This window comes from Umezawaea endophytica (assembly GCF_025061645.1).
Lineage (GTDB): Bacteria > Actinomycetota > Actinomycetes > Mycobacteriales > Pseudonocardiaceae > Umezawaea > Umezawaea endophytica.
On record NZ_JANYMP010000006.1, the window covers coordinates 345,708 to 368,602 of the forward strand.

At 70.2% G+C, this 22,895-nt stretch carries 21 protein-coding genes; 8 read left to right on the plus strand and 13 right to left on the minus strand.

The window, feature by feature from the left end; all coding sequences use genetic code 11:
* Nucleotides 1-6: 6 nt before the first annotated feature.
* From NZH93_RS16090 to rimO, 5 genes are all read right to left on the minus strand, one after another.
* Nucleotides 7-873: a PspA/IM30 family protein gene (locus NZH93_RS16090; protein WP_259623872.1), complete on the minus strand. Its 867-nt coding sequence runs from the start codon at nt 871-873 to the stop codon at nt 7-9.
* Between the two features lie 289 nt (nt 874-1,162).
* Entirely contained in the window at nt 1,163-1,591 is a 429-nt protein-coding gene (locus NZH93_RS16095; RefSeq protein WP_259623873.1) for a helix-turn-helix domain-containing protein, read from the minus strand.
* A gap of 155 nt (nt 1,592-1,746) precedes the next feature.
* On the minus strand, nt 1,747-2,223 hold the full coding sequence (locus NZH93_RS16100) for a CinA family protein (protein WP_259623874.1): 477 nt from the start codon (nt 2,221-2,223) through the stop codon (nt 1,747-1,749).
* Nucleotides 2,220-2,825, minus strand: coding sequence for a CDP-diacylglycerol--glycerol-3-phosphate 3-phosphatidyltransferase (gene pgsA, locus NZH93_RS16105; protein ID WP_259623875.1), 606 nt, complete (start codon nt 2,823-2,825; stop codon nt 2,220-2,222). Before pgsA ends, NZH93_RS16100 begins: the two co-directional genes overlap by 4 nt.
* On the minus strand, nt 2,822-4,237 hold the full coding sequence (rimO, locus tag NZH93_RS16110) for a 30S ribosomal protein S12 methylthiotransferase RimO (protein WP_259623926.1): 1,416 nt from the start codon (nt 4,235-4,237) through the stop codon (nt 2,822-2,824). Before rimO ends, pgsA begins: the two co-directional genes overlap by 4 nt.
* 140 nt (nt 4,238-4,377) lie before the next feature.
* Here rimO and NZH93_RS16115 point away from each other — a divergent pair, with 140 nt between their 5' ends.
* From NZH93_RS16115 to NZH93_RS16125, 3 genes are all read left to right on the plus strand, one after another.
* A complete protein-coding gene (locus NZH93_RS16115; RefSeq protein ID WP_259623876.1) occupies nt 4,378-4,878 on the plus strand; it encodes an amino-acid N-acetyltransferase in 501 nt (166 codons plus the stop codon).
* A 63-nt stretch (nt 4,879-4,941) separates the two neighbouring features.
* Nucleotides 4,942-5,811 (plus strand): MerR family transcriptional regulator, encoded by an 870-nt coding sequence (locus NZH93_RS16120; RefSeq protein WP_259623877.1) that lies wholly within the window; start codon nt 4,942-4,944, stop codon nt 5,809-5,811.
* A 424-nt stretch (nt 5,812-6,235) separates the two neighbouring features.
* Nucleotides 6,236-6,616, plus strand: coding sequence for a phospholipase (locus NZH93_RS16125; RefSeq protein WP_259623927.1), 381 nt, complete (start codon nt 6,236-6,238; stop codon nt 6,614-6,616).
* A 45-nt stretch (nt 6,617-6,661) separates the two neighbouring features.
* Here NZH93_RS16125 and NZH93_RS16130 read toward each other — a convergent pair whose 3' ends face one another.
* Complete coding sequence (locus tag NZH93_RS16130) at nt 6,662-9,088, minus strand: DNA translocase FtsK (RefSeq protein WP_259623878.1); 2,427 nt, start codon at nt 9,086-9,088, stop codon at nt 6,662-6,664.
* 97 nt (nt 9,089-9,185) lie between these two features.
* Between NZH93_RS16130 and NZH93_RS16135 the strand changes: the two genes are divergently transcribed.
* Nucleotides 9,186-10,040: a lysophospholipid acyltransferase family protein gene (locus tag NZH93_RS16135; RefSeq protein WP_276023450.1), complete on the plus strand. Its 855-nt coding sequence runs from the start codon at nt 9,186-9,188 to the stop codon at nt 10,038-10,040.
* Between the two features lie 111 nt (nt 10,041-10,151).
* On the opposite strand, the gene NZH93_RS16140 is transcribed toward NZH93_RS16135, so the two are convergent.
* Nucleotides 10,152-13,217 (minus strand): efflux RND transporter permease subunit, encoded by a 3,066-nt coding sequence (locus tag NZH93_RS16140; protein WP_259623880.1) that lies wholly within the window; start codon nt 13,215-13,217, stop codon nt 10,152-10,154.
* A gap of 92 nt (nt 13,218-13,309) precedes the next feature.
* Here NZH93_RS16140 and NZH93_RS16145 point away from each other — a divergent pair, with 92 nt between their 5' ends.
* Nucleotides 13,310-13,762 (plus strand): MarR family winged helix-turn-helix transcriptional regulator, encoded by a 453-nt coding sequence (locus NZH93_RS16145; protein ID WP_259623881.1) that lies wholly within the window; start codon nt 13,310-13,312, stop codon nt 13,760-13,762.
* A gap of 133 nt (nt 13,763-13,895) precedes the next feature.
* Nucleotides 13,896-14,570, plus strand: coding sequence for a hypothetical protein (locus tag NZH93_RS16150; RefSeq protein WP_259623882.1), 675 nt, complete (start codon nt 13,896-13,898; stop codon nt 14,568-14,570).
* A 298-nt stretch (nt 14,571-14,868) separates the two neighbouring features.
* On the opposite strand, the gene NZH93_RS16155 is transcribed toward NZH93_RS16150, so the two are convergent.
* The 6 genes from NZH93_RS16155 to thyX form a co-directional block, all read right to left on the minus strand.
* Complete coding sequence (locus NZH93_RS16155; protein ID WP_372506643.1) at nt 14,869-16,548, minus strand: ribonuclease J; 1,680 nt, start codon at nt 16,546-16,548, stop codon at nt 14,869-14,871.
* Nucleotides 16,545-17,462, minus strand: a complete 918-nt coding sequence (gene dapA, locus NZH93_RS16160; RefSeq protein WP_372506645.1) for a 4-hydroxy-tetrahydrodipicolinate synthase — start codon at nt 17,460-17,462, stop codon at nt 16,545-16,547. Before dapA ends, NZH93_RS16155 begins: the two co-directional genes overlap by 4 nt.
* Before the next feature lie 94 nt (nt 17,463-17,556).
* Nucleotides 17,557-18,177 carry a TIGR03085 family metal-binding protein gene (locus NZH93_RS16165; RefSeq protein WP_259623884.1) on the minus strand — a complete coding sequence of 207 codons (621 nt, stop codon included), beginning with the start codon at nt 18,175-18,177 and terminating at the stop codon, nt 17,557-17,559.
* 27 nt (nt 18,178-18,204) lie between these two features.
* Complete coding sequence (locus NZH93_RS16170; protein WP_259623885.1) at nt 18,205-19,656, minus strand: serine/threonine-protein kinase; 1,452 nt, start codon at nt 19,654-19,656, stop codon at nt 18,205-18,207.
* 120 nt (nt 19,657-19,776) lie between these two features.
* Nucleotides 19,777-20,166 carry an ACT domain-containing protein gene (locus NZH93_RS16175; protein WP_259623886.1) on the minus strand — a complete coding sequence of 130 codons (390 nt, stop codon included), beginning with the start codon at nt 20,164-20,166 and terminating at the stop codon, nt 19,777-19,779.
* 7 nt (nt 20,167-20,173) lie between these two features.
* Nucleotides 20,174-20,926 carry an FAD-dependent thymidylate synthase gene (gene thyX, locus NZH93_RS16180; RefSeq protein WP_259623887.1) on the minus strand — a complete coding sequence of 251 codons (753 nt, stop codon included), beginning with the start codon at nt 20,924-20,926 and terminating at the stop codon, nt 20,174-20,176.
* Nucleotides 20,927-21,123: 197 nt separating this feature from the next.
* On the opposite strand from thyX, the gene NZH93_RS16185 reads away from it, so the two are divergent.
* Both NZH93_RS16185 and NZH93_RS16190 read left to right on the plus strand, forming a co-directional pair.
* Nucleotides 21,124-21,711 (plus strand): toxin-antitoxin system HicB family antitoxin, encoded by a 588-nt coding sequence (locus NZH93_RS16185; RefSeq protein WP_259623888.1) that lies wholly within the window; start codon nt 21,124-21,126, stop codon nt 21,709-21,711.
* A gap of 17 nt (nt 21,712-21,728) precedes the next feature.
* Nucleotides 21,729-22,619 (plus strand): DUF4097 family beta strand repeat-containing protein, encoded by an 891-nt coding sequence (locus tag NZH93_RS16190; protein WP_259623889.1) that lies wholly within the window; start codon nt 21,729-21,731, stop codon nt 22,617-22,619.
* Nucleotides 22,620-22,895 lie beyond the last annotated feature (276 nt).

A 22,895-nucleotide genomic window follows, 5' to 3' on the forward strand; every position in this document is an offset into this window, starting at 1 on the left:
CTCCGGTCAGCCCTGGCCGGCAGGGGGGTTCTGCTGCGGCATCTGCTGGGTCTGCTGCGACTGCGACTGCTGCACGCGGGCCGCGATCTCCTGCTGGATGCTCGCCGCGGCGCTGGTCGACGAACCGCTGGTGACCTCGCCCGCGACCTTGCCGCCGCCCATGGAGGCGCGGATCTGCTCCAGGCGGGACGAGCCCGCCATCTGCGTGGTCGACTGCTGGACCTCCAGCATCCGGCCCTGCACCGAGTTCTGCGCCAGTTCCGCGGAGCCGAGGGCGGTGGTGTACCGCTTCTCGATCTTGTCGCGGACCTCTTCCAAGGACGGGGTGTTGCCCGGTGCGGCCAGTTCGGTCATCTGGCGCAGCGACGAGGAGACCTGCTCCTGCATCTTGGCCTGTTCAAGCTGGCTGAGGAGCTTCGTGCGCTCCGCGAGCTTGGACTGGAGGACCATCGCGTTGCGCTCGACGGCCTGCTTCGCCTGGCCCGCCGCCTGGAGCGACTGGTCGTGCAGGGTCTTCAGGTCCTCGATGCCCTGCTCCGCCGTGACGAGCTGGGTGGCGAACGAGGTGGCCGCGTTCTCGAACTCCCCGGCCTTCTTCTCGTCGCCCTTCGCCCTGGCCTCGTCCGCGAGGACGAGTGCCTGGCGGGCGGAGGACTGGAGCTTCTCGACCTCGCCGAGCTGGCGGTTGAGCTTCATTTCGAGCTGGCGCTGGTTGCCGATGACCGCGGCCGCCTGCTGGGACAGCGCCTGGTGCTGCCGCTGCGCCTCCTCGATGGCCTGCTGGATCTGCACCTTGGGGTCGGCGTGCTCATCGATCTTCGACGAGAACGCCGCCATGAAGTACTTCCACGCCTTCACGAAAGGGTTGGCCATCTCCTACGCCTGCCTTCTCCGTACTTCCTGGCTCGCGCTCGTGATTGGCAACGACCCGGTGCCGGTGTTGGTTCCATCGTGTCAGTTGTGCCGCGCTGCTTCCACCGACCGGGGGAGATATCCGGGATCACCCTGAGACCGCCCCGCGACTTTCGTCGTCGGCGTGGTCAATCCTGCCCCGTCGCGTGCGGGGATGGTCGGCAACCCCCACCCGGCGTGGCCAACTCGTTGTATGCGACAGCGCCGAGACGGGGTGTCCCCCGCTCGGCGCTGTGATCGCGTGTGTGGATCAGGCCGCCACCACGGCACCGCGTGGTGGACTGATCGAAGTGGACAGCCTGTGGCTGAGTACTGGCTGTAGCCGCAGGTCGGACAGGTCGTTGCCGATCACCGCGGGCACCAGGGTGCCCGCGTCCAGACTCGGTTCCAGCCCTGCCTTGGCGGGCTCGCGCTTGGTGAGCGCCGCCGGGCTGGTGACCGGCTCCAGGGCGCTCATGTCACTGGCGACCCGGTTGAGTAGTTCGGACAGGGGCAGGTCCAACGCCTCGCAAATAGCCGCCAGCAGCTCGCTGGAGGCTTCTTTGCGGCCACGCTCCACCTCGGACAGGTACCCCAGGCTGACACGGGCGGTCCTGGAGACCTCGCGCAGCGTGCGGCGTTGGGTGGTGCGGGCATGGCGGAGCCGATCACCGATCGCCTCGCGTAGCAGCACGGTCATCGCGCGCCTCCTTCCGGCCGGCCGTGCCCCCACGTTACCGATACACCCGGACAACGGGCAGTTACTTCGGGACACGTCCGCCAAGGGCGAACGAGTGGCGAGGCCGTCGAGTTCCCGGCCCGTTCACCGTTCGGCCACGGAATCCACGGGGCACGTCACCCGGAAGTGCTGGTCAGCCGGTTCACCAGGAGGGTGAGGGCCCCGACGACGGACGCCGCGCGAACTTCGTGACGATCGCCACCCAGAGTCATCGTCTCGACCGAGGTTCCCGCCGCGCCCGCCACGGCGACGTGCACGGTGCCCGGCGCGACGCCGTCCTGCGGGTCCGGACCGGCCACACCGGTCAGCCCGAGGCCCCAGGTCGCCCCGCAGCGCGTCCGAGCGCCGACGGCCAACTGGCGGGCCACCTCCGGGTGCACCGCGCCGTGCTCGGCCAGCAGGGCCTCGTCCACGCCCGCGAGCGCGTGCTTGAGGTCGGTCGCGTAGACGACCAGGCCGCCGCGCACGACGGCGCTGGAGCCCTGCACGGACGTCAGCGCGGCCGTCACGAGACCGGCGGTCAACGATTCGGCGGTCGCCACGGTCTCGCCCCGTTCGCGCAGGAGCGCGACCACGGCGGCCGGGTCGGTCACGCGCCCGCCACGGCGCGACGGCCGCGGGCGCGGAGCCGCACGGCGCGGACGACGTAGTCGACGCCCGTCACGACGGTCAGGATCACCGCGGCGCCCATGAGCACCTCGGCGACCGGGACCAGCAGCGGGGGCAGCGGCAGCACGTAGAGGCCGATGGCGAAGACCTGCACGAGCGTCTTCAGCTTGCCGCCCCGGCTGGCCGGGATCACGCCGTGCCGGATGACCCAGAACCGCAGCAGCGTCACGCCGATCTCGCGGACGGCGATGACCACCGTCACCCACCACGGCAGTTCGCCGAGCAGGCTCAGGCCGACCAGCGCGGCGCCGGTGAGCGCCTTGTCCGCGATCGGGTCCGCGATCTTGCCGAAGTCCGTGATGAGGCCGTGCTTGCGGGCCAGGTTGCCGTCCACGTGGTCGGTGAACGACGCGACGGCGAACACCGCGAACGCGGCCAGCCGCCACGTGGTCTGGTGGCCGTCTGCGGCGAACAGGGCGGCCAGGAACACGGGGACCAGCACGAGCCGGGACATCGTCAGGATGTTCGCGATGTTGAGCAGCGGGACCGGTGTCGCTGTGGGCGGGTCTCCGCCCACGTCCGTCATCGGGGACCGCCCCTTGGCAGGACCTCGATCGGGGTGCACACCAGGTCGACGCCCTCGGACGAGTCGACGACGCAGCGCACCAGGTCGCCGACCTTGAGGTCCTCGGCGTCCACGATCACGCACTCGCCGTCGACCTCGGGGGCCTGGTGGGCGGCGCGGCCGACGCAGTCGGACTCGTCGTCCTCCTCGTGCTCGACCAGGACGACCACCTCCTGCCCGACCCTGTCCTCGGCGCGCTGGGTGGTCAACTCCTCGACCAGCGCGGTCAGGCGGGTGACGCGGGCGGTGATCGTGTCGGCGTCGAGCTTGTCCGGCAGGTCCTCGGCCTCCGTGCCGTCCTCGTCGGAGTAGCCGAAGACGCCGACGGCGTCGAGCATGCCCTCGGTGAGGAAGCGCTCCAGCTCGGCCACGTCCTCCTCGGTCTCACCGGGGAAGCCGACGATCACGTTGCTGCGGATGCCCGCCTCGGGCGCCAGCTCGCGGATCTGCTTGATCAGCCCGAGGAACGAGTCCGTGGAGCCGAAGCGGCGCATGCGGCGCAGCACCGACTCGCTGGAGTGCTGGAACGACATGTCGAAGTACTGGGCGACACCGGGGGTGGTCGCGATGGCCTTGACCAGGCCGGGCTTCGTCTCGGCGGGCTGGAGGTAGGACACGCGGACCCGGTCGATGCCCTCGATCTCGGCGAGCCGGGGCAGCAGCACGTCCAGCGCGCTGCCGCCGCCCAGCTCGCGCGGCAGGTCCTTGCCGTAGGACGTCGAGTTCTCGCTGACCAGGAACAGCTCGCGCACGCCCTGCTCGGCCAGCCAGCGCGCCTCGGCCACGACCTCGTCGGGGTGGCGCGACACGAACGAGCCGCGGAACGACGGGATGGCGCAGAACGAGCAGCGGCGGTCGCAGCCGGACGCGATCTTCAGCGGCGCCACCGGAGCGGTGTCCAGGCGCTTGCGCATGACCTTCGTCGGGCCCCAGCCGTGGCCGGGCACCTGCACGTCGTCCTTGGCGACCGCGGCGGGCCGCTGCACCGGTGTCAGCGGCAGCAGCGTGCGGCGGTCGACCGGCTTGTGCGACTCGATCGAGCGACCCGCGGCCACGTCGTCCAGGCGGGCGGCCAGGTCGGCGTAGTGGTCGAAGCCGAGCACCGCGTCGGCCTCGGGCAGGCTCGACGCCAGCTCCGCGCCGTACCTCTCGGCCATGCAGCCGACCGCGACGACCTTCGCGCCGCTGTCCGACGCGGCGAGCAGCGTGTCGATGGAGTCCTTCTTCGCGGACTCGACGAAACCGCAGGTGTTGACCACCACGACGTCCGCACCGCCGTCGTCGGTGTCGACCAGTTCCCACCCGCCGCTCGTCAGCCGACCGGCGAGTTCTTCCGAGTCGACCTCGTTGCGGGCGCACCCGAGAGTGAGCATGGCGACGCGCTTGGACGTGGTGGGAGTGGACACGCGCCCAGGGTAACCGGCCAGGGGGCGTTGGTTGGAATTCACTCCCGCTGCACCAGTGGGACACGTGACACCGGCGGAGTTCCGCCGCGGGGATAAATTCAGCGGTCGTGAGCAGTGGTGTAGTCGTGCGAAGGGCCCGCACCAGCGACGTGCGGGCGATGAAGGCACTGGTCGACCAGTACGTCGGCAAGGTGCTGCTGGAGAAACCCCTGGTCACCCTGTACGAGAACGTCCAGGAGTTCTGGGTCGCGGAGATCGACGGCGTCGTGCTCGGCTGTGGCGCGCTGCACGTGCTGTGGGAGGACCTGGCCGAGATCAGGACGGTCGCGGTCGACCCGGCGGCGCTCGGGCGAGGCCTGGGTCACCGGATCGTGGCGCAACTCGTGTCCGTCGCCAGGGAGCTGGAGCTGTCGCGGATCTTCGTGCTGACGTTCGAGACGGAGTTCTTCGGCAGGCACGGTTTCGTCGAGATCGACGGGACGCCGGTGTCGCCGGAGGTGTACGAGGAGATCCGGCGCTCGGTGGACGAGGGCGTCGCCGAGTTCCTCGACTTGTCCTACGTGAAGCCGAACACGCTGGGGAACTCCCGGATGCTGCTCCACCTCTAACCGTTCGAGCGAACACTAGAATAGTCTTGACTGTGCGAGTGGGGCGCGACCAGGATGGATCGCATGTCCTCCCCCAGCGGCGAGCACCTGACCGTCGACGAACTCGCCGCCCGCGCGGGGCTCCCCAGCAGCACTATCCGCATGTACCAGACCAAGGGCGTGCTGCACCCGCCGCGCAGGCAGGGCCGGATCGCGCACTACGACAGGACGCACCTGGAACGGCTCACGCTGGTCCAGCGCCTCCAGTCCAGGGGCTTCTCGCTGCCCGCCATCGCGGAGCTCGTGGTGGCGCGGGAGAAGGGCGCCAGCGTCGCCGCGGTCCTCGGCGTCGGTGACGCGGAGGGCCCGGACGACTGGGTGCGGATCCGCGTCCGGGACATCAGCAGGCTCGTCCCGACCGGCAGCCTCCGCCCGAGGCTGCTGCGCCGGGCCGTGCAGCTCGGCCTCGTCCGGTGGCGGCACGGCTGGCCGCACTGCCGCCGGTGGGCGCTCGACGCGGGCAACCGGCTGACGGGCCTCGGCCTGCCGAGCGACGACGTGCTGGACAAGTTCACCGTCCTGCGCGCCGAGACGGACAAGATCGCCGCCGAGTTCGTCGAGATCTTCGAGCGCAGGCTCTGGCCGCACCTGGCCGCCACGACCGGTGAGGAGGACCAGCTCGACCGCGTCCGCGCCCTGCTCGTGGAGCTGACGTACACGGCCGAGACCGTCGTCATCGGCACGCTGCGCGAGTCCGTCCGCGACTCGGCTGAGGAGTTCGCCCGCCGCCACGGCCTGCTGCCCAGTGAGGACTTCCAGCCCGCGTGGGTCGACGAGGCCGTCCCGATCGCCGAACGGCTGGTCGACCCGGACCTGGCCACCGAGGTCCCGGACGAACCGGCGATCCGCCGCTTCCTGGACCGGGGCGACGACCACGACGAGGGGATCGCCTGATCCCCGTCCGAACGGCCCGGCGCGGGCCGGTCGAGCCGGTTGAGGGGTCCGGCTCGCACGGTCCCCGTGCCGGGCCGCCGGGCGGAGAACCGCGTGATCGACCTCTATGCTTTTTCATTTTCGGTACGCCGTCGCGTCGTGATCAATCCACTTCCTCGTCAACGACTTTTACCGATCACGCAAACAGGGCGGCGATTCACCCATTGTTGTAAGAATTTACGCCGTATAGGGGTGACATAGGTGCCGCGGGTAGAGGTATGAACCACACCACAACTACTCACTAGGGGGCACCACCTTGCTCGCCAATTCCCTGCGCCGTCTGTCGCACACCACGATCGCCGCGGTCATCGCCGTGTTCGCCCTGGTCATCGGGACCGGCACGGCCCAAGCCGCCATCGACGCCCCGGCGGTGACGGACAACTACCTGTTCAGCAAGACGCTGGCGCAGTTCAGCTCGATCAAGGCGCAGCGGCCGAACGCCGACCAGCTCGACTGGTCCGACGACGGCTGTTCGTGGTCGCCGGACAACCCGTTCGGGTTCAAGTTCCTGCCCGCGTGCCAGCGCCACGACTTCGGCTACCGCAACTACAAGAAGCAGGGTCGGTTCACCGAGGCGAACCGCCTGCGGATCGACAACAACTTCAAGTCCGACATGTACTTCCAGTGCGCGGGCAACTGGGCGTGCAACCGCACGGCCGACCTGTACTACGCGGCCGTCCGCGAGTTCGGCGCGAGTTCCGTGAGCACCGCCGACGCGGTCTCGAAGTTCAACGTGCAGGCGAAGGCCGCGGCTTTCGCGAAGTAGTCCCGGCTGTCGGGGCGGGCCTGTTCCCGGCCCGCCCCGCACCGGTCAGTCGTCGTCGGGCTCCGGCCCGCCGCCACCGCGCATCAGGTACAGCACGGAGTCCAGCTCGTCCGGCTTGATCAACACCTCGCGGGCCTTCGAGCCCTCCGACGGGCCGACCACGCCGCGCGTCTCCAGCAGGTCCATCAACCGGCCCGCCTTCGCGAAGCCGACGCGCAGCTTGCGCTGGAGCATCGACGTCGAGCCGAACTGGGACGTGACGATCAGCTCGGTCGCCGCGATCAGCACGTCGAGGTCGTCGCCGATGTCGGCGTCGATCTCCTTCTTCTCCCCGGCCTTCGCGGCCGTGACGCCGTCCGTGTACTCCGGCTGCGCCTGGTTCTTGACGAAGTCGACGATCTCCGAGATCTCCTCGTCGCCGACGAACGCGCCCTGCACGCGCACCGACTTCGAGGCGCCCATGGGCAGGTACAGCGCGTCGCCCATGCCGATCAGCTTCTCGGCGCCGGGCTGGTCGAGGATGACCCGCGAGTCGGTCAGCGACGACGTCGCGAACGCCAGCCGGGACGGCACGTTCGTCTTGATCAGACCCGTGACGACGTCCACCGACGGCCGCTGCGTCGCCAGCACCAGGTGGATGCCCGCGGCACGGGCCTTCTGGGTGATGCGGACGATCGCGTCCTCGACGTCGCGCGGCGCGGTCATCATCAGGTCGGCCAGCTCGTCGACGATCGCCATGATGTACGGGTACGGCCGGTAGACGCGCTCGCTGCCGGGCGGCGCGGTGATCTCGCCGGACTTCACCTTCCGGTTGAAGTCGTCGATGTGCCGCACCCGGTTGACCTGCATGTCCTGGTAGCGCTGCTCCATCTCCTCCACCAGCCACGACAGCGCCGCCGCCGCCTTCTTCGGCTGGGTGATGATGGGCGTGATCAGGTGCGGGATGCCCTCGTACGGCGTCAGCTCGACCATCTTCGGGTCGATCAGGATCATCCGGACCTCGTCCGGCGTGGCCCGCGCCAGCAGCGACACCAGCATCGAGTTCACGAAGCTGGACTTGCCGGATCCGGTCGACCCCGCGACCAGGAGGTGCGGCATCTTGGTCAGGTTCGCCGTGACGAAGTTGCCCTCGATGTCCTTGCCCAGCCCGATGAGCATCGGGTGGTTGTCCTTGATCGTGGTCGGCGCGCGCAGCACGTCGCCGAGCCGCACCATCTCGCGGTCGCTGTTGGGCACCTCGATGCCGACGGCGGACTTGCCGGGGATCGGCGCGAGCAGCCGCACGTTGTCCGTCGCGACGGCGTACGCGATGTTCTTGGTCAGCGCGGTGATCTTCTCGACCTTCACGCCCGGCCCGAGCTCCACCTCGTAGCGGGTGACCGTCGGGCCGCGGGTGAACCCGGTGACCTGCGCGTCGATCGAGAACTGGTCCAGCACGCCGGAGATGGCCTCGATCATCAGGTCGTTGGCCTTGCTGCGGGTCTTCGGCGCGTCGCCGTCCTTGAGGACGGTCGGCGGCGGCAGCTTGTAGTCGCCCTCGACGGCGCGGGAGACGAGCGGTTCCTTGCTCGGCTTCTCGACCGGGGCGGCGGGGGCCTTCTCCTTGACCTGGCGGCGCGGCGGCGGGACCGGCGTCTCGTCCTCGTCGTCCAGCGGCAGTTCGGCCTGGGCGTCGTCCTTGGCGGCGACCTGGCGGCGGCTGCGCGACGGCCTGCGCAGCTTGACCGTCTTGCCCTCCTCGGGGAGGTCGTCGAGGTCCTCGTCGGCGTCGAAGTGGTCGACGGCGCCGGGCTTGATCGCCTCCAGGACCTGGCGGACGGACTTGCCGGTGAACAACTGCGCACCGAACACGCCGACCAGGACCAGCAACGGAGCCGCGACCCACTCCGTGAGGCCCTGCGCGAGGAACCCGCCGGAGAGGTAGCCCAGCGCCCCACCGGCGGTGCGACGCGCGATCGGCTCGCCAGGTAGGCCGCCCAGCACGTGCAGCAGGCCCAGCACGGCCACGCCGATCAGCAGGCCGCCGACCACCAGCCGCGGCCGACTCTCCGGTTTCGGCTCGGTGCGGATCAAGATCACGCCGACCACCACCAGCACGATCGGCAGCACGATGGCCGCGTTGCCGATGGAACTGCGCACGGCCACGTCGACCCACGAACCGACCGGACCGCCTGCCCGCCACCACACACCCGCAGCGGTGATGACGGCCAGGCCGATGAACAACACCCCGAGCCCGTCACGACGGAGGGCCGGGTCGAGCTTGATGTTGCCGATGGCGCGGCCCAGGGCAGCGACGCCGCGGGTCACCAGACCGGGCCCCCGGCGAGCGGGGGCCTTGCGGGCGGGGGACCTGCGAGCAGGCGCCTTCCGCGCCGGGGCTTTCGCCCGTGTCCCGGACGTGCTCGACCGGGGCTTAGACCCGGTCTTACCCCGTGTCGTGCCCTTGCCAGAGGTCCCAGTTCGGCCCGCCATAGCGTCCTACCGTATTCCTTTTCGTCACACTGGTCATTCCAGTCACACCGGCACCAGAAGGCCGCACACCCGAGCGGGCATGAGAAGGTCCAGCCTCATGGTTGCCCGGAACGCCCAGAGCGAACCTCCGACACGCCGTAATCTCCCCGCCGTGTCCACCCCTCTTCTGTGGCGTGCGCTGATCGCGGTCGACCGAGTCGTCATCGGCGTGACCGGACGGCTCGAGGTCACCGGCGACATCCCGGCGTCCCTGCGCGGCCGACCGCTGCTGCTCGCCTCCAACCACATCGGCAACGTCGACCCGCTCGTGCTGGTCGCCGCCTGCCGCCGCATCCGCGTCGCCCCGCGGTTCATGCTGGCGGGAGGCTTGCTGGACGCCCCGGTCCTCGGTCCGCTGCTCAAGAGGTCCGGGCACCTGCGGGTCGACCGGCGCTCGGCGAACGTCGGCGAGGCCATGCAGCGGAGCGTCGACGCCCTCCGACGCGGCGGCGACCCGATCGCCGTCTACCCCGAGGGCAGGATCAGCCTCGACCCCGGCCTGTGGCCCGAACGCGCCAAGACCGGCGTCGCGCGGATCGCGCTGACGAGCGGCGCGGTCGTCGTGCCGGTCAGCCAGTGGGGCGCCCACGAGGCCATGTACTGGGGCAACCTCCACCCCGAGGGCTGGCGTGACCTGCTGCCGTACGCGACGTCGTGGTGGCACTCGATCCGCACCCGCCCCGCGCTGAAGGTCCACTTCGGCTCACCGGTCGACCTGTCCGACCTGTCGGACGGCCGGGCGGGCGACGCGAGGCGCGCGCACGAACGGATCATGCGCGCCATCACCGCGGGCCTGGTCCCACTACGAGCCGACGAACCGGACCTGCCGACGTTCCAGGACCCGACCAGGCCGACCACGGGCAGCAGCCCGTGGCGCCCGACCGACGACCGCCAGGACGGGACGTCCTCCTGAGCGGGGACCCGACCGCGTGACTCGTCCGTCCACATCGGACCCCCGTGGCCCGTCGTGAAGACGGGCACGTCGGCGCGTGGAGCCCCTCGATGCTCCACGCGCCGACGGCGACTAGCTGTGCACCAGTTCGCGTTCCGGTTCGTCCGCCGCGGCGGGCTTGCGGCGGAAGCGTTCCTTGGTGTTCTCGACCATCGTGTAGAGCGTCGGCACCAGGACCAGGGTCAGCAGCGTCGAGCTGACGAGGCCGCCGATGACCACGACGGCGAGCGGCTGGGAGATGAAGCCGCCGCTGCCGGTGATGCCCAGTGCCATCGGGGCCAGGGCGAAGATGGTCGCGGCGGCGGTCATCAGGATGGGCCGCAAGCGGCGCCTGCCGCCCTCGATCACCGCCTCCTGCACGCCCATGCCCTCGGCCCGGTACTGGTTGATCAGGTCCATCAGGACGATCGCGTTGGTCACCACGATGCCGACGAGCATCAGCACGCCGATCAGCGCGGGGACGCCCAGCGCGGTGTTCGTCGCCAGCAGCAGCACGATGGCGCCGGTGGCGGCGAACGGGATGGACACCAGCAGGATCAGCGGCTGGATGAGGCTGCGGAACGTGACCACCATGATCAGGAATACGATCGCGATGGCCACCAGCAGCGCGAGGCCCAGGTCGCCGAACGCCGCCTGCTGGTCCGCGCTGACGCCGCCGAGGGAGAACGCGGCGCCTGCGGGGAGGGTGAGGCCGTCGAGCTTCGTCTGGAGTTCCGCCGTGACCGCGCCGATGTTCTGGTCGGTCGCGGTGGCCGACACCGTCACGCTGCGCTCGCCGTCGACCCGCTTGATCTGCACCGGGCCGTCGACCTGCGACACCGTCGCGATGTCACCGAGCTTCAGGCCGCCCGCCAGCGGGAGTGCCTTGACCTGCTCCAGGTCCGTCGGGGCCGGGCCGCCGCGCAGCACCACGTCCTGCTGCTCGCCGTCGAGCGTGAGCTGCGCGATCGTCGCGCCGCGGAACGCCTGCGCGACGAGTTGGCCGACGGCCGCGTCGGTGAGGCCTGTCGGGGCCGCAGCCTCGCGGTTGAGCGTGATCTGGACGCGCGGCGCGCTGTCGCCGAGGTCGCTGGTCACGTCGGTGAGGCCGGACGTGCCCTGGACCGCGTCGCGGACCTGGTCGGACGCCGTGCGCAGCACGTCCGCGTTGGACGCCGTGACGGACACGGCCACGGTGTTGGCGTTGAACCCGCCGCCACCGCCGCCCGCGCCGACGGTGATGTCACCGGCGTCGGCGAGGGACTTGGTGCGCTCACGCAGGTCCGCCTCGACGGCGGGCGTGTCGGTGCCCTCCTTGAGGGTGATCGAGAACGACGCGGTGGACGAGTTCCCGGCGCCGCCGAAGGCCGCGAAACCCTGCTGGGAGCCGATGGTGACCTGGTAGGTCTCGACGGCGTCGACCTCGCCGAGCACGTCCTCGACCTTCTTGGCCGCGGCGTCGGTGGCCGCGAGGCTCGTGCCGACCGGCAGCTCCTGCTTGAGGCTCAGGGTGTTCTGGCCGGACGAGTCGATGAAGTTGGTCTGGAGCAGCGGAACCAGGCCGAGCGTGCCGACGAACACGACCAGGGCGATCAGCACCGTGGTCAGGCGCCTGCGGGTGGCGAACCGGAGGACCGGGACGTAGATCCGCTGGAGGACGTTCTTGCGCTCGCGCTCGACCGCCTCGGGGCCGTCGTCCTTGCCCGGCTTGAGGAACCAGAACGCCAGCACGGGGATCACGGTCAGCGACACCAGCAGCGACGCGACCAGCGCGACCGTGACGGTGATGGCGAACGCGGAGAACAACTGGCCGATGAGGCCGCCCACGACGGCGATCGGCAGGAACACCGCGACCGTCGTCAACGTCGACGCGGTCACCGCGCCCGCGACCTCGCGGACGCCGTCCAGCACGGCCCGGCGCTTGTCCTCGCCGTAGGACAGGTGTCGTTTGATGTTCTCCAGCACCACGATCGAGTCGTCCACGACCCGGCCGATGGCGATGGTCAGGCCGCCGAGCGTGAGGACGTTCAGCGAGTAGTCGCCGATCCACAGCGCGATCAGCGCGACGAGCACGGACAGCGGGATGGAGACCGCCGTCACCAGGGTGGAGCGGACCGAGAACAGGAAGATCAGGATCACCAGGACGGCGAACAGCAGCCCCAGCGCGCCCTCGGACGTGAGGCCCTCGATGGACTTCTCGACGAACGGGGCCTGGTCGAACACGATCGTCAGCGCCGCGCCGTCACCGAGGGCGGCGGCGAGCTGCGGCAGCTTGTCGCGCACCTCGTGCGAGAGCGCGACGGCGTTGCCGTCCGGCGCCAGCGTCATCGAGATTCCGAGGCTGTCCTTGCCGTTGGTGCGGGTGATGGACGTCGCGGGCGCGGGCGTCCGCTCGATCGTCGCGACGTCGCCGAGCCGGGCGCCGGAAACGCGCAGCTCGCGCACCTCGTCCACAGTGGACAGCTTGCCGCCGACCTGGACGCTCAGGCTCTTGTCGCCCTCGGTCAGCGTGCCCGCCGGGATGGAGACACCGTTGGCGCGCAACGCTTCCGGGATCGCCGTCGGCGCGACCTTGGCGGCGGCCAGCTTGGTGGGGTCGGGCGTGATGGACAGGTTCTGCTTGCGGGCGCCGGTCACGGCGGCCTCGCGGACACCGGTCAGCGCCTGGAGTTCCGGGAGGACGGTCTTGGACACCTTGTCGGCCAGTTCACGCTGGTCGGTGTCGGCGCTGACCGCGAGGACGACGGCGGGCAGGTTGTCGGTGCTGCCCGCGACGACCTGCGGGTCGACGCCTTCGGGGAGTTGGGCGCGGATGCGGGTCAACGCCTGCTGGAGGTCGTTGACGACGTCCGCGACGGGGAGGCCGAAGTCGAACTGCACCTGGACGGTCGCGGCGCCGTCGCGGGACGTGGAGGTCACGTCGGTGACGCCCGCCACGCCGCGCACGGCGGTCTCGATCGGCTTCGCGACCTGCTCCTCGACCAGCTCCGGGTTCGCGCCCTGGAAGGGGGCGATGACCACGGCGGCCGGGAACTCCAGGGAGGGCAGCAGTTCCTGCTTCAGCGACGGGATCGCGTAGATCCCGAACGCGGTGGCGATGATCGCTACCAGCGCGACCAGCGCACGGTTGGCGAGGCTCAGTCTGGCCAACGAGGTCATGCGGCGACTCCAGCTAGACGTTTAGCCTGGGACAGATATTCAGCGTGAGGCGAAAGATTAACGCATCCGGGTGAGGCTGTTACCTTCACCCGGTGCGGGACGCGGAAACGGAACGGCTGGTCGAGCGGGTGGTACAGGCCCAGAAGAAGTTGCAGAGACACCTCGCGTCCACCCACACCAACCCGCTGCTCCAGGTCAACCTGACGATGCAGCAGCTCAAGGTGCTGCTGATGCTGTCGATGGGCGAGGCGCGCTCCAGCCAGGAACTGACCCGCGGGCTCGGCGTCGGGCCCGCGACCGTCACCGGACTGGTCGACCGCTTGGCGGCGCAGGGGCTCGTCGGACGACGGGAAGACCCCCAGGACCGCCGCGTCCGACTCGTGGAGCCTACCGAAAGCGGTCGCGCCCTCGTGGCCCGTTTGGAAGCCGCGGGGAACGACCACCTACGCGGGCTGCTGGGCACCCTGGACGCCGAGGACCTCGTGGCGCTGGAACGGATCGTGACCCGACTGACCCAGGCCGCCGTCGACGGGGTCGCGGGCTAGTCACTCCCCTCTTTGACCAACGCCCCGATCGGGGCGTTCTTCCGCGTGGGCGAGAACTCGTTGAGCGGTCGCTCAACTCGCGCTACCTTCGATTTGAGCGACCGCTCAAAAGCACTGGTCAAGGAGAGACGCCGTGGACCTCACGAGCAGCGGAACCCCGACCCGACCCGAAATCCACTGGAGCCTGGCCGCGGTGCGACCGGGGCCGCTGGCGTCGCGGATCGCCACCGCTGCCCTGGCGGTGGGGATCGTCGGCGGGATGATCTCGGCCTACCTGGCCGTCCTCTTCGCGGCGGCGACCGCCACCCCCGTGGCGCGGGTCCTCGCGCTCGGCCTGCCGCTGGTGCTGGTGGCGATGATCGGCTGGCGGCTGGCCGCGGTCACCGACGACGGGGCGCCCCGCTCGGGCAAGGTGCTCGTGTGGACCGCCTACGCCGCCGTCGGGCTGATCGCGGTGGCTCAGGCGTGGGCGGAGATCGACGGCTTCCACCTCGACGGCGTCTTCAGGGGGACGCTGGGGGCGTCGCTCTACGGCATCCTCTTCGGCCTGATGCCCGCCGCGGTGGCCGCGATCGTGCTGATCCCCACCGCTCTCGCCCTCCACGCGGCGCGGTCGCGGATCTCGCTGCGGGCCGCGCAGGTCGGGCTGACGGTGGTCGCCATGCTGGTGACCGGGGCCTTCGACCTGTGGGCCACCGCCGACATGCACTCCGGGAACGTCACCGGCATGGCCGCGGCCCTCGCGGGGACGGGCGTGGCGCTCACCGGCCGCTGGTGCCTGGTGGGCACTCGGCCGTGCACGGCTTGAAGGACGAACCCACGGCTGGGAAGGGTCCCCCCGTCGTGAGGACCCCCCGAACAGAACGGTACGCCGGGGGTCCGACAGTTTTCGGGGGTGCGAGCGGGGTGGGCCGGAAATGGAGGCAGGGCGGGGCGGAAACTCGGCAGGACAGGCCGGAAATGCGACGGTCGGGGGTGCGAGCAGGGAGGGCCGGAAATGCGGCGGTCGGAGGTGAAGGCGGGGCGGGCCGGAAACGCGGCGGTCCGGGGTGAAACGGGGTGGGCCGGAAATGCGGCGGGGCCGCCCTGGGGCGGCCCCGAGCGGGCTAGATGGCGATGATCGTGGGGACGATCATCGGCCTGCGCCGGTAGGTCTCGGCGACCCAGCGGCCGACCACCCTGCGGACTGCCTGGGCGATGCGGTGGGTGTCGGTGATGCCCTCGGCCTCCGTGCGCGACAGCTCCATCTCGACGAGCGCGACGGCCTGGTCGAGCGCCTTCGGGTCGTCGGAGAAGCCGCGGCCGGAGACGGTCGGCGGGGAGACCGCGCGGCCGTTGCTGGTGTCGATGGCGACGCTGATCGAGATGAAGCCGCCCTCGCCCAGCACGAGCCGGTCCGACAGGGTCGATTCGCCCACGTCGCCCACCGAGAGGCCGTCCACGTAGACGTGGCCGACCACGACGCGGCCGGAGACCGCCGCCTTGCCGTCGATCAGGTCCACGACCACGCCGTCCTCGGCGATGACCACGTGCTCCTCGTCCACGCCGGTGCTGACCGCCAGTGCCGCGTTGGCGCGGAGGTGGCGCCACTCGCCGTGGACCGGCATGACGTTGCTCGGGCGGACCGCGTTGTAGAGGAACAGCAGTTCGCCAGCCGGGGAGTGGCCGGAGACGTGGACCTTGGCGTTGCCCTGGTGCACGACGGTCGCGCCCAGCCTGGCCAGGCCGTTGACCACGCCGAAGACGGCGTTCTCGTTGCCGGGGATCAGGGAGCTGGCCAGGACGATGGTGTCGCCCGCCTGGATGGAGATCTGGCGGTGCTCGCCCCTGGCCATCCTGGACAGCGCCGACAGGGGCTCGCCCTGGGAGCCGGTGGAGACGAAGAGGACCTGGTTCTCCGGGAGGCGCATCGCCTCGTCGAGGTCCACGAACAGGCCGTTGGGCACCTTGAGCAGGCCCAACTCGGCGGCGATGCCCATGTTGCGGACCATCGAGCGGCCCACCAGCGCCACTCGGCGGCCGTGGGCCACCGCGACGTCCAGCACCTGTTGGACGCGGTGCACGTGGCTGGCGAAGCAGGCGACGATGACCCGCTGGCTCGCCTTGCGGATGACGTTGTCCAGCACCGGGCCGATCTCGCGCTCCGGGACGACGAAGCCTGGGACCTCGGCGTTGGTGGAGTCGACCAGGAACAGGTCGACGCCCTCGTCGCCCAGGCGGGAGAAGCCCGCGAGGTCGGTGAGCCTGCCGTCCAGCGGGAGCTGGTCCAGCTTGATGTCACCGGTGTGCAGGACGAGGCCCGCGGGGGTGCGGATGGCCACTGCCAGCGCGTCCGGGATGGAGTGGTTGACCGCGAAGAACTCCAGGTCGAACGGGCCGTACGAGCGGAGTTCGCCCTCCTTGACCTCGACGACCTTGGGGACCTGGCGGTGTTCGCGGCACTTCGCGGTGAGCAGCGCGAGGGTGAAGCGGGAGCCGACGACCGGGAGGTCGGGGCGGAGCTTCAGGAGGAACGGGACGGCGCCGATGTGGTCCTCGTGGCCGTGGGTGAGGACGAGGGCGTCGATGTCCTCCAGCCGGTCCTCGATGGCGCGGAAGTCCGGGAGGATCAGGTCGACGCCGGGCTGGTCGTCTTCCGGGAAGAGCACGCCGCAGTCCACGATGAGCAGCCGTCCGGCGTGCTCGAACACGGTCATGTTGCGGCCGACCTCGCCGATGCCACCGAGGGCGACGATGCGAAGACCGCCCTCGGGCAGCGCGGGCGGAGTCGTGGTGGGCACGTTCATGCAGAAACCCCAAGGGAAATGGCGGCCGCTGCGAGATCAGCGGAAATGGAGCTGGTCTCGTCCGGCGTGGATGGCACCAACGGCAGCCTCGGGTCGCCCACGTCGACACCGCGCAGCCGCAGCCCCGCCTTCGCGTAGGTGACACCGGGCATCCGGGTGAAGGGCTGGAGCAACGGCAGGAGGCCGTGGCTGATCGCCCGCGCTCCCGCCACGTCGCCCGCTTCGAAAGCGTCGATCATCGTGCGAATGCGGTCCGCGGCGAGGTGGCCGATCACGCTCACCACTCCGACGGCACCGACCGAGAGCCACGGCAGGTTCAACGGGTCGTCACCGGAGTAGTACGCCAGGTCGGTCGTCGCCAGCACGCGCTGCCCCGCGAGGAGGTCGCCCTTGGCGTCCTTCACGGCGACGATGCGCGGGTGCTCCGCCAGTTCCTGGAGGGTGGCGACCTCGATGGGCACGATGGAGCGCGGCGGGATGTCGTAGAGCATCACGGGGATGCCGACGGCGTCCGCGACCGCGGAGAAGTGCGCGACGAGGCCGCGCTGCGTGGGCCGCGAGTAGTACGGCGTGACCACGAGCAGACCGTGAGCACCGGCCGCCTCGGCCCGCTTGGCGGCCTGGACGCTGTGCGCGGTGTCGTACGACCCGGCGCCGCTGATGACGGTGGCGCGATCACCCACGGCCTCGACGACCGCGCGGATCAGGTCCGTCTTCTCGGTCTCGTTGGTCGTGGGGCTCTCGCCCGTGGTGCCGTTGATCACGAGACCGTCGTTGCCCAGCTCGACCAGGTACTCGGCGAGCTGCTGCGCCTTGGCCAGGTCCACTGCCCCCTGGGCGTCGAACGGGGTCACCATGGCGGTGAGCACGCGGCCGAAAGGGCGGCCGGGTGAGGCGGTCGGGCATCCGGTCATGGGGCAAACGCTACCTCCAGTGCGCCCGCCCGTAACCACCGAGGTAGACCGTGGTGGTCGCGCCGCGTGATCGACTTCACCCGCGGCGTCCGCCTCACAGGCCGGTGTTGAGCCCCCGGACGGCCGCCACGGCCGACTCGTCGCCGTCGAACTCGACCCGCACGGCCTTGCGGCCGGACGCGAGCAGCACGAGCTCACCGGGCTCACCCGTCACCACGACGGGGGTCGGGCCCTGCTTGAGGGTGACCGAGTCGCCGTTCGGGCGGCGGAACACGAGCCCGACCGGGCTACCCCGGTAGGCGAACTTCCCGGTGAACTTGAGCATCTTCCACAACGCCGCGTCACGGATCGGGTCGGGCGACCGAGGCTCCCAGCCCTCGCCGGCGCGCCGGACGTCCTCGTGGTGGATGAAGTACTCCCCCGCGTTGACCAGCTCGTCGGCCAGCTTGTACGGCGAGAAGAACGGCGGGCCACTGCGGACCAGGTCGACCAGCTCCGGCCACGGCTTCGAGGCGTAACCCTCCTGCACCTTCTGGGTGTACCCCGAGAAGGGCTTCAGCGCGATGCCCGGCGCGGCGTCCAGCCGCCGTTCGCGGATGACCAGGTGGGCGGCCAGGTCCTTGGTCGTCCACGGCGAGCACAGCGTCGGTGCTTCCGGCCCCACCTGCTCGAACAGATCGCTCAACTGCTTGCGCTCATCGCGTGCCAGACCCATGGGGTGAACGCTACTCCTGAGTACCGCTCAGGACTCCTCGACGACGATCGACTTGTCGATCTTCCCGCCGTCCGCCCGCCAGGCCAGGCAGAAGACCTTGCGGTCGCCGGTGCCCTTCTCCGGGTCCCACGCCTTGTCGGTCGGCACCAGCGCGCCGAACTTCAGCTCGGACTTGTCGGTGTAGGAGACCCGGCCCGAGGCGAAGAACATCGAGCAGTAGTTCTCCGCGTACGCGCTCAGCGCCGCGACGCCGGGGTAGGCCAGGTCCTTCTTGGAGCCGAGCGTGTCGGAGTCCGTGAAGACCTGGAGGTTGTGCGACGACGTGCACTCCACCGCGCTGCCGCTCTTGAACTGGTTGGCCTTCTCGAACTTCCCGTCCGAGCAGTACTTGTCGTACAGCTCGAACACCGGGATGTCGCCCGTGAGGCCGTAGGTCAGCGTCGGCGCCGCGTCGGCCCCGCCCGCGGACGCGGTGTCGAAGAACTTGTGGGTGTAGATGCCGCCGGTGAACACCGCGGCGGCCGCGACGACACCCGCCGTGATGAACGCGACCCGGCGGGCGGTGCTCGCCTTGGGCTTCGCCTGGGCGTTCGGGTACTGCGCGGTCGACGCCTGGGTGGGCGTGAAGCCGTGCGGCGGGGTCGGGTTGGCGGCGTGCCGTTCGAGCATGGCGCGCGCCTGGGGGCCGTTGAGGCGGGCGTTCGGGTCGGCCATCAGCAGACCCGTGATGACCGCGGCCAGCACGCCGTGCGCCCTGGTCAGGCGGGGGGTCTCGTTCATGATGGCGTGCAGCGTGGAGGCCGTGGAGGCGCGCTCGTACGGGCTGAATCCCTCGATGGCGTAGCAGAGGGTCGCGCCGAGGGCCCACAGGTCGGACGCGGGTGAGGCCTCGTTGCCGTGGATGCGCTCGGGCGCCATGTACGCGGGCGAGCCGATGAGGCTGCCGCTGGTGGTCAGGCGCGGGTCGTCCACGGCCTGGGCGATGCCGAAGTCCGTCAGCTTCACCCGGCCGTCCGGGCGGACCATGATGTTGCCGGGCTTCACGTCGCGGTGCACGATGCCCGCCGCGTGCGCGGCCTCCAGCGCGGACAGCAACTGCTGCGCCATGGACGACACCCGTTCGGGCGGCATCGGGCCCTGCCGGTTGATGAGGGTCGACAGCGTCGCCGCCTCGACCAGCTCCATCACGATGTAGGTCATCCGGTTCTCGACGACCACGTCGAACACCGTCACCACGGCCGGGTCGTTCAGCCGCCCGGCCGCGCGCGCCTCGCGGAGCACGCGCTCCTCCAGGACGTGGCGCTCCTCGGTGGGCACGCCGTCCGGGAGGTGCAGCTCCTTGATGGCGACGTGCCTGCCGATGACGTTGTCCTGCGCCCGCCACACGACGCCCATGCCACCGCGGCCGAGCTCCACGAGCAGGGTGTACCTGCCCGCGATCACGCGGGGCTGCGCGGACACGCCTTGCTGTGGGTTCACCGACGCGACTCCTCAACCGAATGGACCAGCCGGACCCTAGCTGAGACCGTCCGGAAGGCCGCCGGGTTTCACGGATTCGTGATTTGTTGGTTCTATCGGCGGCCGGGGGTCCGGTGTGACTCAGTCGCGGACCACGTCGTGGCCCGCCTCGCTGAGCGCGCGCACCGCCCGTTCGAGGTTCTCGTCCTTCACCAGCAGGTGGTCGGTGTCGTAGGTGGACAGCGCGAACAGGCTCACGCCCGCCGCGGCCAGCTCGCCGGACAGCGCCGCCATGATGCCCGTCAGGGTGAACTCCAACGGGCCGCGGACCGTGAGCAGCCGCCAGCCGTGCTCGCCGGTGTCCGACTCGGGCGCGACCTCCGTCGGGCACACGATCGACAGCTCGTCGGGCGTCCGCGTGACCGACACCAGGCCGGGCGCGTCCAGCAGGCCGGCGGGCACGGGTGCGTCGGGCGCCAGCCGAACGACGCTGTAGTCACCCGGTCGGACGTCGACGACCAACCGCCTCACCGCGACCTCAGCCTTCGCTGACGAGCGGGCTGGACGCCACTTCGCTGCCGTCGGGCAGGGACGAGATGGCGAAGTCGGCGAACGCGTTCGGCGCGGCCTTCTGCAACTGGCGCAGGCACTCGACGGCCAGGTCGCGGATCTCCACGTCGGCGTGCTCGGACGCCCGCATCGCGACGAAGTGGCGCCACGCGCGGTAGTTGCCGGTCACGACGATGCGGGTCTCGGTGGCGTTGGGCAGCACCGACCGGGCCGCCTGCCGCGCCTGCTTGCGGCGCAGCGTCGCGCTGGGCACGTCGGCGAACTTCTCCTCCAGGCCCTTCAGCAGGTCGTTGTACGCGGACACGCTGGCCTCGGCGGCGGCCATGAAGCGGGCGTGCAGCTCGGGGTCGTTGGCGATGACCTCGGGCTCGACCATCGCGGCGTCGCGCTCGGGCACGTACCGCTGCGAGAGCTGCGAGTAGGAGAAGTGCCGGTGCCGGATCAGCTCGTGGGTGAGCGACCGGGAGATGCCGGAGATGTAGAAGGTGACCGTCCCGTGCTCCAGCACGGACAGGTGGCCGACCTCGAGGATGTGCCGGAGGTAGCCCTCGTTCGTGGCCGTGGCCGGGTTCGGCTTCTTCCACGACTGGTAGCACGCGCGACCCGCGAACTCGGCCAGCGCCTCACCACCGTCGGTGTCGGTCGACCACGGCACATCCACAGGCGGGATGAACTCGGTCTTAGCAATCAACTGCACTTTCGGCGACACCGTCTCGGTCACAACTACGAGCCTCTCTCCAGCTTCGATTACGCCGAGCAGAGTATCTACGCAACCTGAGGCAAACCCAACAGCGTACAGCGTGGGCTGTCACTCATCCGGGTACGAAAACGCCAGATGCGTTCACCCAGAGCTACCCGACACCAATTTGATGTCACGGATTCCTTGACTGACGTCATCGGTGACGTCATAGTGGTGTCATGGATCTTTCGCCGTACATCGCATCGCTGCGCGAGGACCTCGCGACCGCCGCGTCCGCCGGGGACGACAACACCCGACGCACGGCAGCCGCGTTGTCCGGCGCACTGGAGCCCGCCGCTCGGCTGGCCATCATGAACGCGCTGTCCGACCTCGCCGCCGAGGTCACGGCCTCGCTGGACGACCGCGTGGTCGAGGTCCGGCTGGACGGTCGGGACGTGCAGGTCGTCGTCACCGGCGGCTCGGACGACTCACACCACGACGACGACCCGCGCCAGCAGGAAGTTCCCCTGCGCACCGCCTTCGGTGACGCCACAGGTGACATCAGCCGCATCACGCTGCGCCTGCTGGACGAGCTGAAGACGAAGGCCGAGCAGGCCGCGTCGACGCAGGGCGTCTCGCTCAACACGTTCGTCTCGCAGGCCGTCGCGGGCGCGCTGAACTCGTCGCGCCACGGGCACGGCCGCGGCAAGGGCCCGTGGGGGCACCAGGGCGGCCCGTGGGGCGGCCACCAGGAATCGACCAAGGACCGCGACGACACCAAGGGCGGCGGCGGCAAGTCGCAGGTCCGCGGCTGGGTACAGGGCTGAAGGGGAGAGCAGTGGTCATGACCGAGTCAGATGTGGTCCGACAACAGAGTTTCGACGCCGAGGGCGTCGTGGAGATCGACATCGCGCTGATCTCCGGCCGCGTGCAGGTGCACCTGGTCGACGAGCCGGGCGTGCACGTCGAACTCCGCTACGACCCGTCGGCGGGCGAGTCGTGGACAGCGGGCCTCAGCGGCCTGCTGAGCTGGGTGAACGACCAGTTCGGCAACAACCAGAAGCCCCAACCCGCGGGCCCGGCGGAAGCCGTGCGCGACGCCAGGATCGACCTCGTCGGCCAACGCCTGAAGGTCCAGTCCTCAAAGGCACTGCCACTGCGCGCGATCCCGCTAGCAGTCGTCGTCCGCGCCCCGTCCGGCTCGCACGTCACGAGCAAGACCGGCTCCGCCACCGTGTCCGTCACCGGCGCGGCAGGCAGGCTAGACGTCACCACCGGCACCGGCGACATCACCGCCGACCGCGCCGACGCCGCAGCGGAGGTCAACTCCGGCAGCGGCGACCTGCGCCTGGGCCCCATGCTGGCAGGCCTGAGGGCAAAGACCGGCAGCGGCGACGTAGAGGTCTCCTCCATCGGCGGCAACACGATCCTCTACACCGCCACCGGCGACGTCTGGCTGGGCGCGGTACAACACGACGTGCAGATCCGCACCGGCAGCGGCGACGTCACCATCGCCGACGCGGCAACAGGACGCATCACCCTGGCCACAGGATCAGGCGAAATCCGCATCGGCATCCGCGCGGGCACCAACGCCCAAATCGACGTCTCCTCCCGCTCCGGCAAGGCGAAGAGCGAACTGGACGTCTCAACCCAACCGCCGGCAGAAGAACCAAGCCTGGTGATCACCGGCAGGACAGGCAGCGGCGACGCACTGGTCACCACAGCCACCACCTGACAACACACAAAGATGACCAACGGCGTGCGCACCCCCGATGCGCACGCCGTTTCTTCATGCACAGAACGCAATGCACCGACTCAACAAAAGCGCCAATCCACCAACCAACCAACCACGCCCAGCGGAAGCACCCAACCAAACCCACCACGCACCCCCAGCGGAAGCACGCACCTCACCCCACCACGCACCCCCAACGAAAGCACGCAACCAGGGGCTCCCGAACAGACCCTCCCCGCCCCCGATACCAAGCGCCCTCCTCGTCGATCTTGGTTTGTC

Coding starts and splice junctions, on each gene's coding strand:
- NZH93_RS16090 (WP_259623872.1), bottom strand. CDS start 873: ATGGCCAACCCTTTCGTGAAGGCGTGGAAGTACTTCATGGCGGCGTTC.
- NZH93_RS16095 (WP_259623873.1), bottom strand. CDS start 1,591: ATGACCGTGCTGCTACGCGAGGCGATCGGTGATCGGCTCCGCCATGCC.
- pgsA (WP_259623875.1), bottom strand. CDS start 2,825: ATGACGGACGTGGGCGGAGACCCGCCCACAGCGACACCGGTCCCGCTG.
- rimO (WP_259623926.1), bottom strand. CDS start 4,237: ATGCTCACTCTCGGGTGCGCCCGCAACGAGGTCGACTCGGAAGAACTC.
- NZH93_RS16120 (WP_259623877.1), top strand. CDS start 4,942: ATGTCCTCCCCCAGCGGCGAGCACCTGACCGTCGACGAACTCGCCGCC.
- NZH93_RS16130 (WP_259623878.1), bottom strand. CDS start 9,088: ATGGCGGGCCGAACTGGGACCTCTGGCAAGGGCACGACACGGGGTAAG.
- NZH93_RS16135 (WP_276023450.1), top strand. CDS start 9,186: ATGGTTGCCCGGAACGCCCAGAGCGAACCTCCGACACGCCGTAATCTC.
- NZH93_RS16140 (WP_259623880.1), bottom strand. CDS start 13,217: ATGACCTCGTTGGCCAGACTGAGCCTCGCCAACCGTGCGCTGGTCGCG.
- NZH93_RS16155 (WP_372506643.1), bottom strand. CDS start 16,548: ATGAACGTGCCCACCACGACTCCGCCCGCGCTGCCCGAGGGCGGTCTT.
- dapA (WP_372506645.1), bottom strand. CDS start 17,462: ATGACCGGATGCCCGACCGCCTCACCCGGCCGCCCTTTCGGCCGCGTG.
- NZH93_RS16165 (WP_259623884.1), bottom strand. CDS start 18,177: ATGGGTCTGGCACGCGATGAGCGCAAGCAGTTGAGCGATCTGTTCGAG.
- NZH93_RS16185 (WP_259623888.1), top strand. CDS start 21,124: ATGGATCTTTCGCCGTACATCGCATCGCTGCGCGAGGACCTCGCGACC.
- NZH93_RS16190 (WP_259623889.1), top strand. CDS start 21,729: ATGACCGAGTCAGATGTGGTCCGACAACAGAGTTTCGACGCCGAGGGC.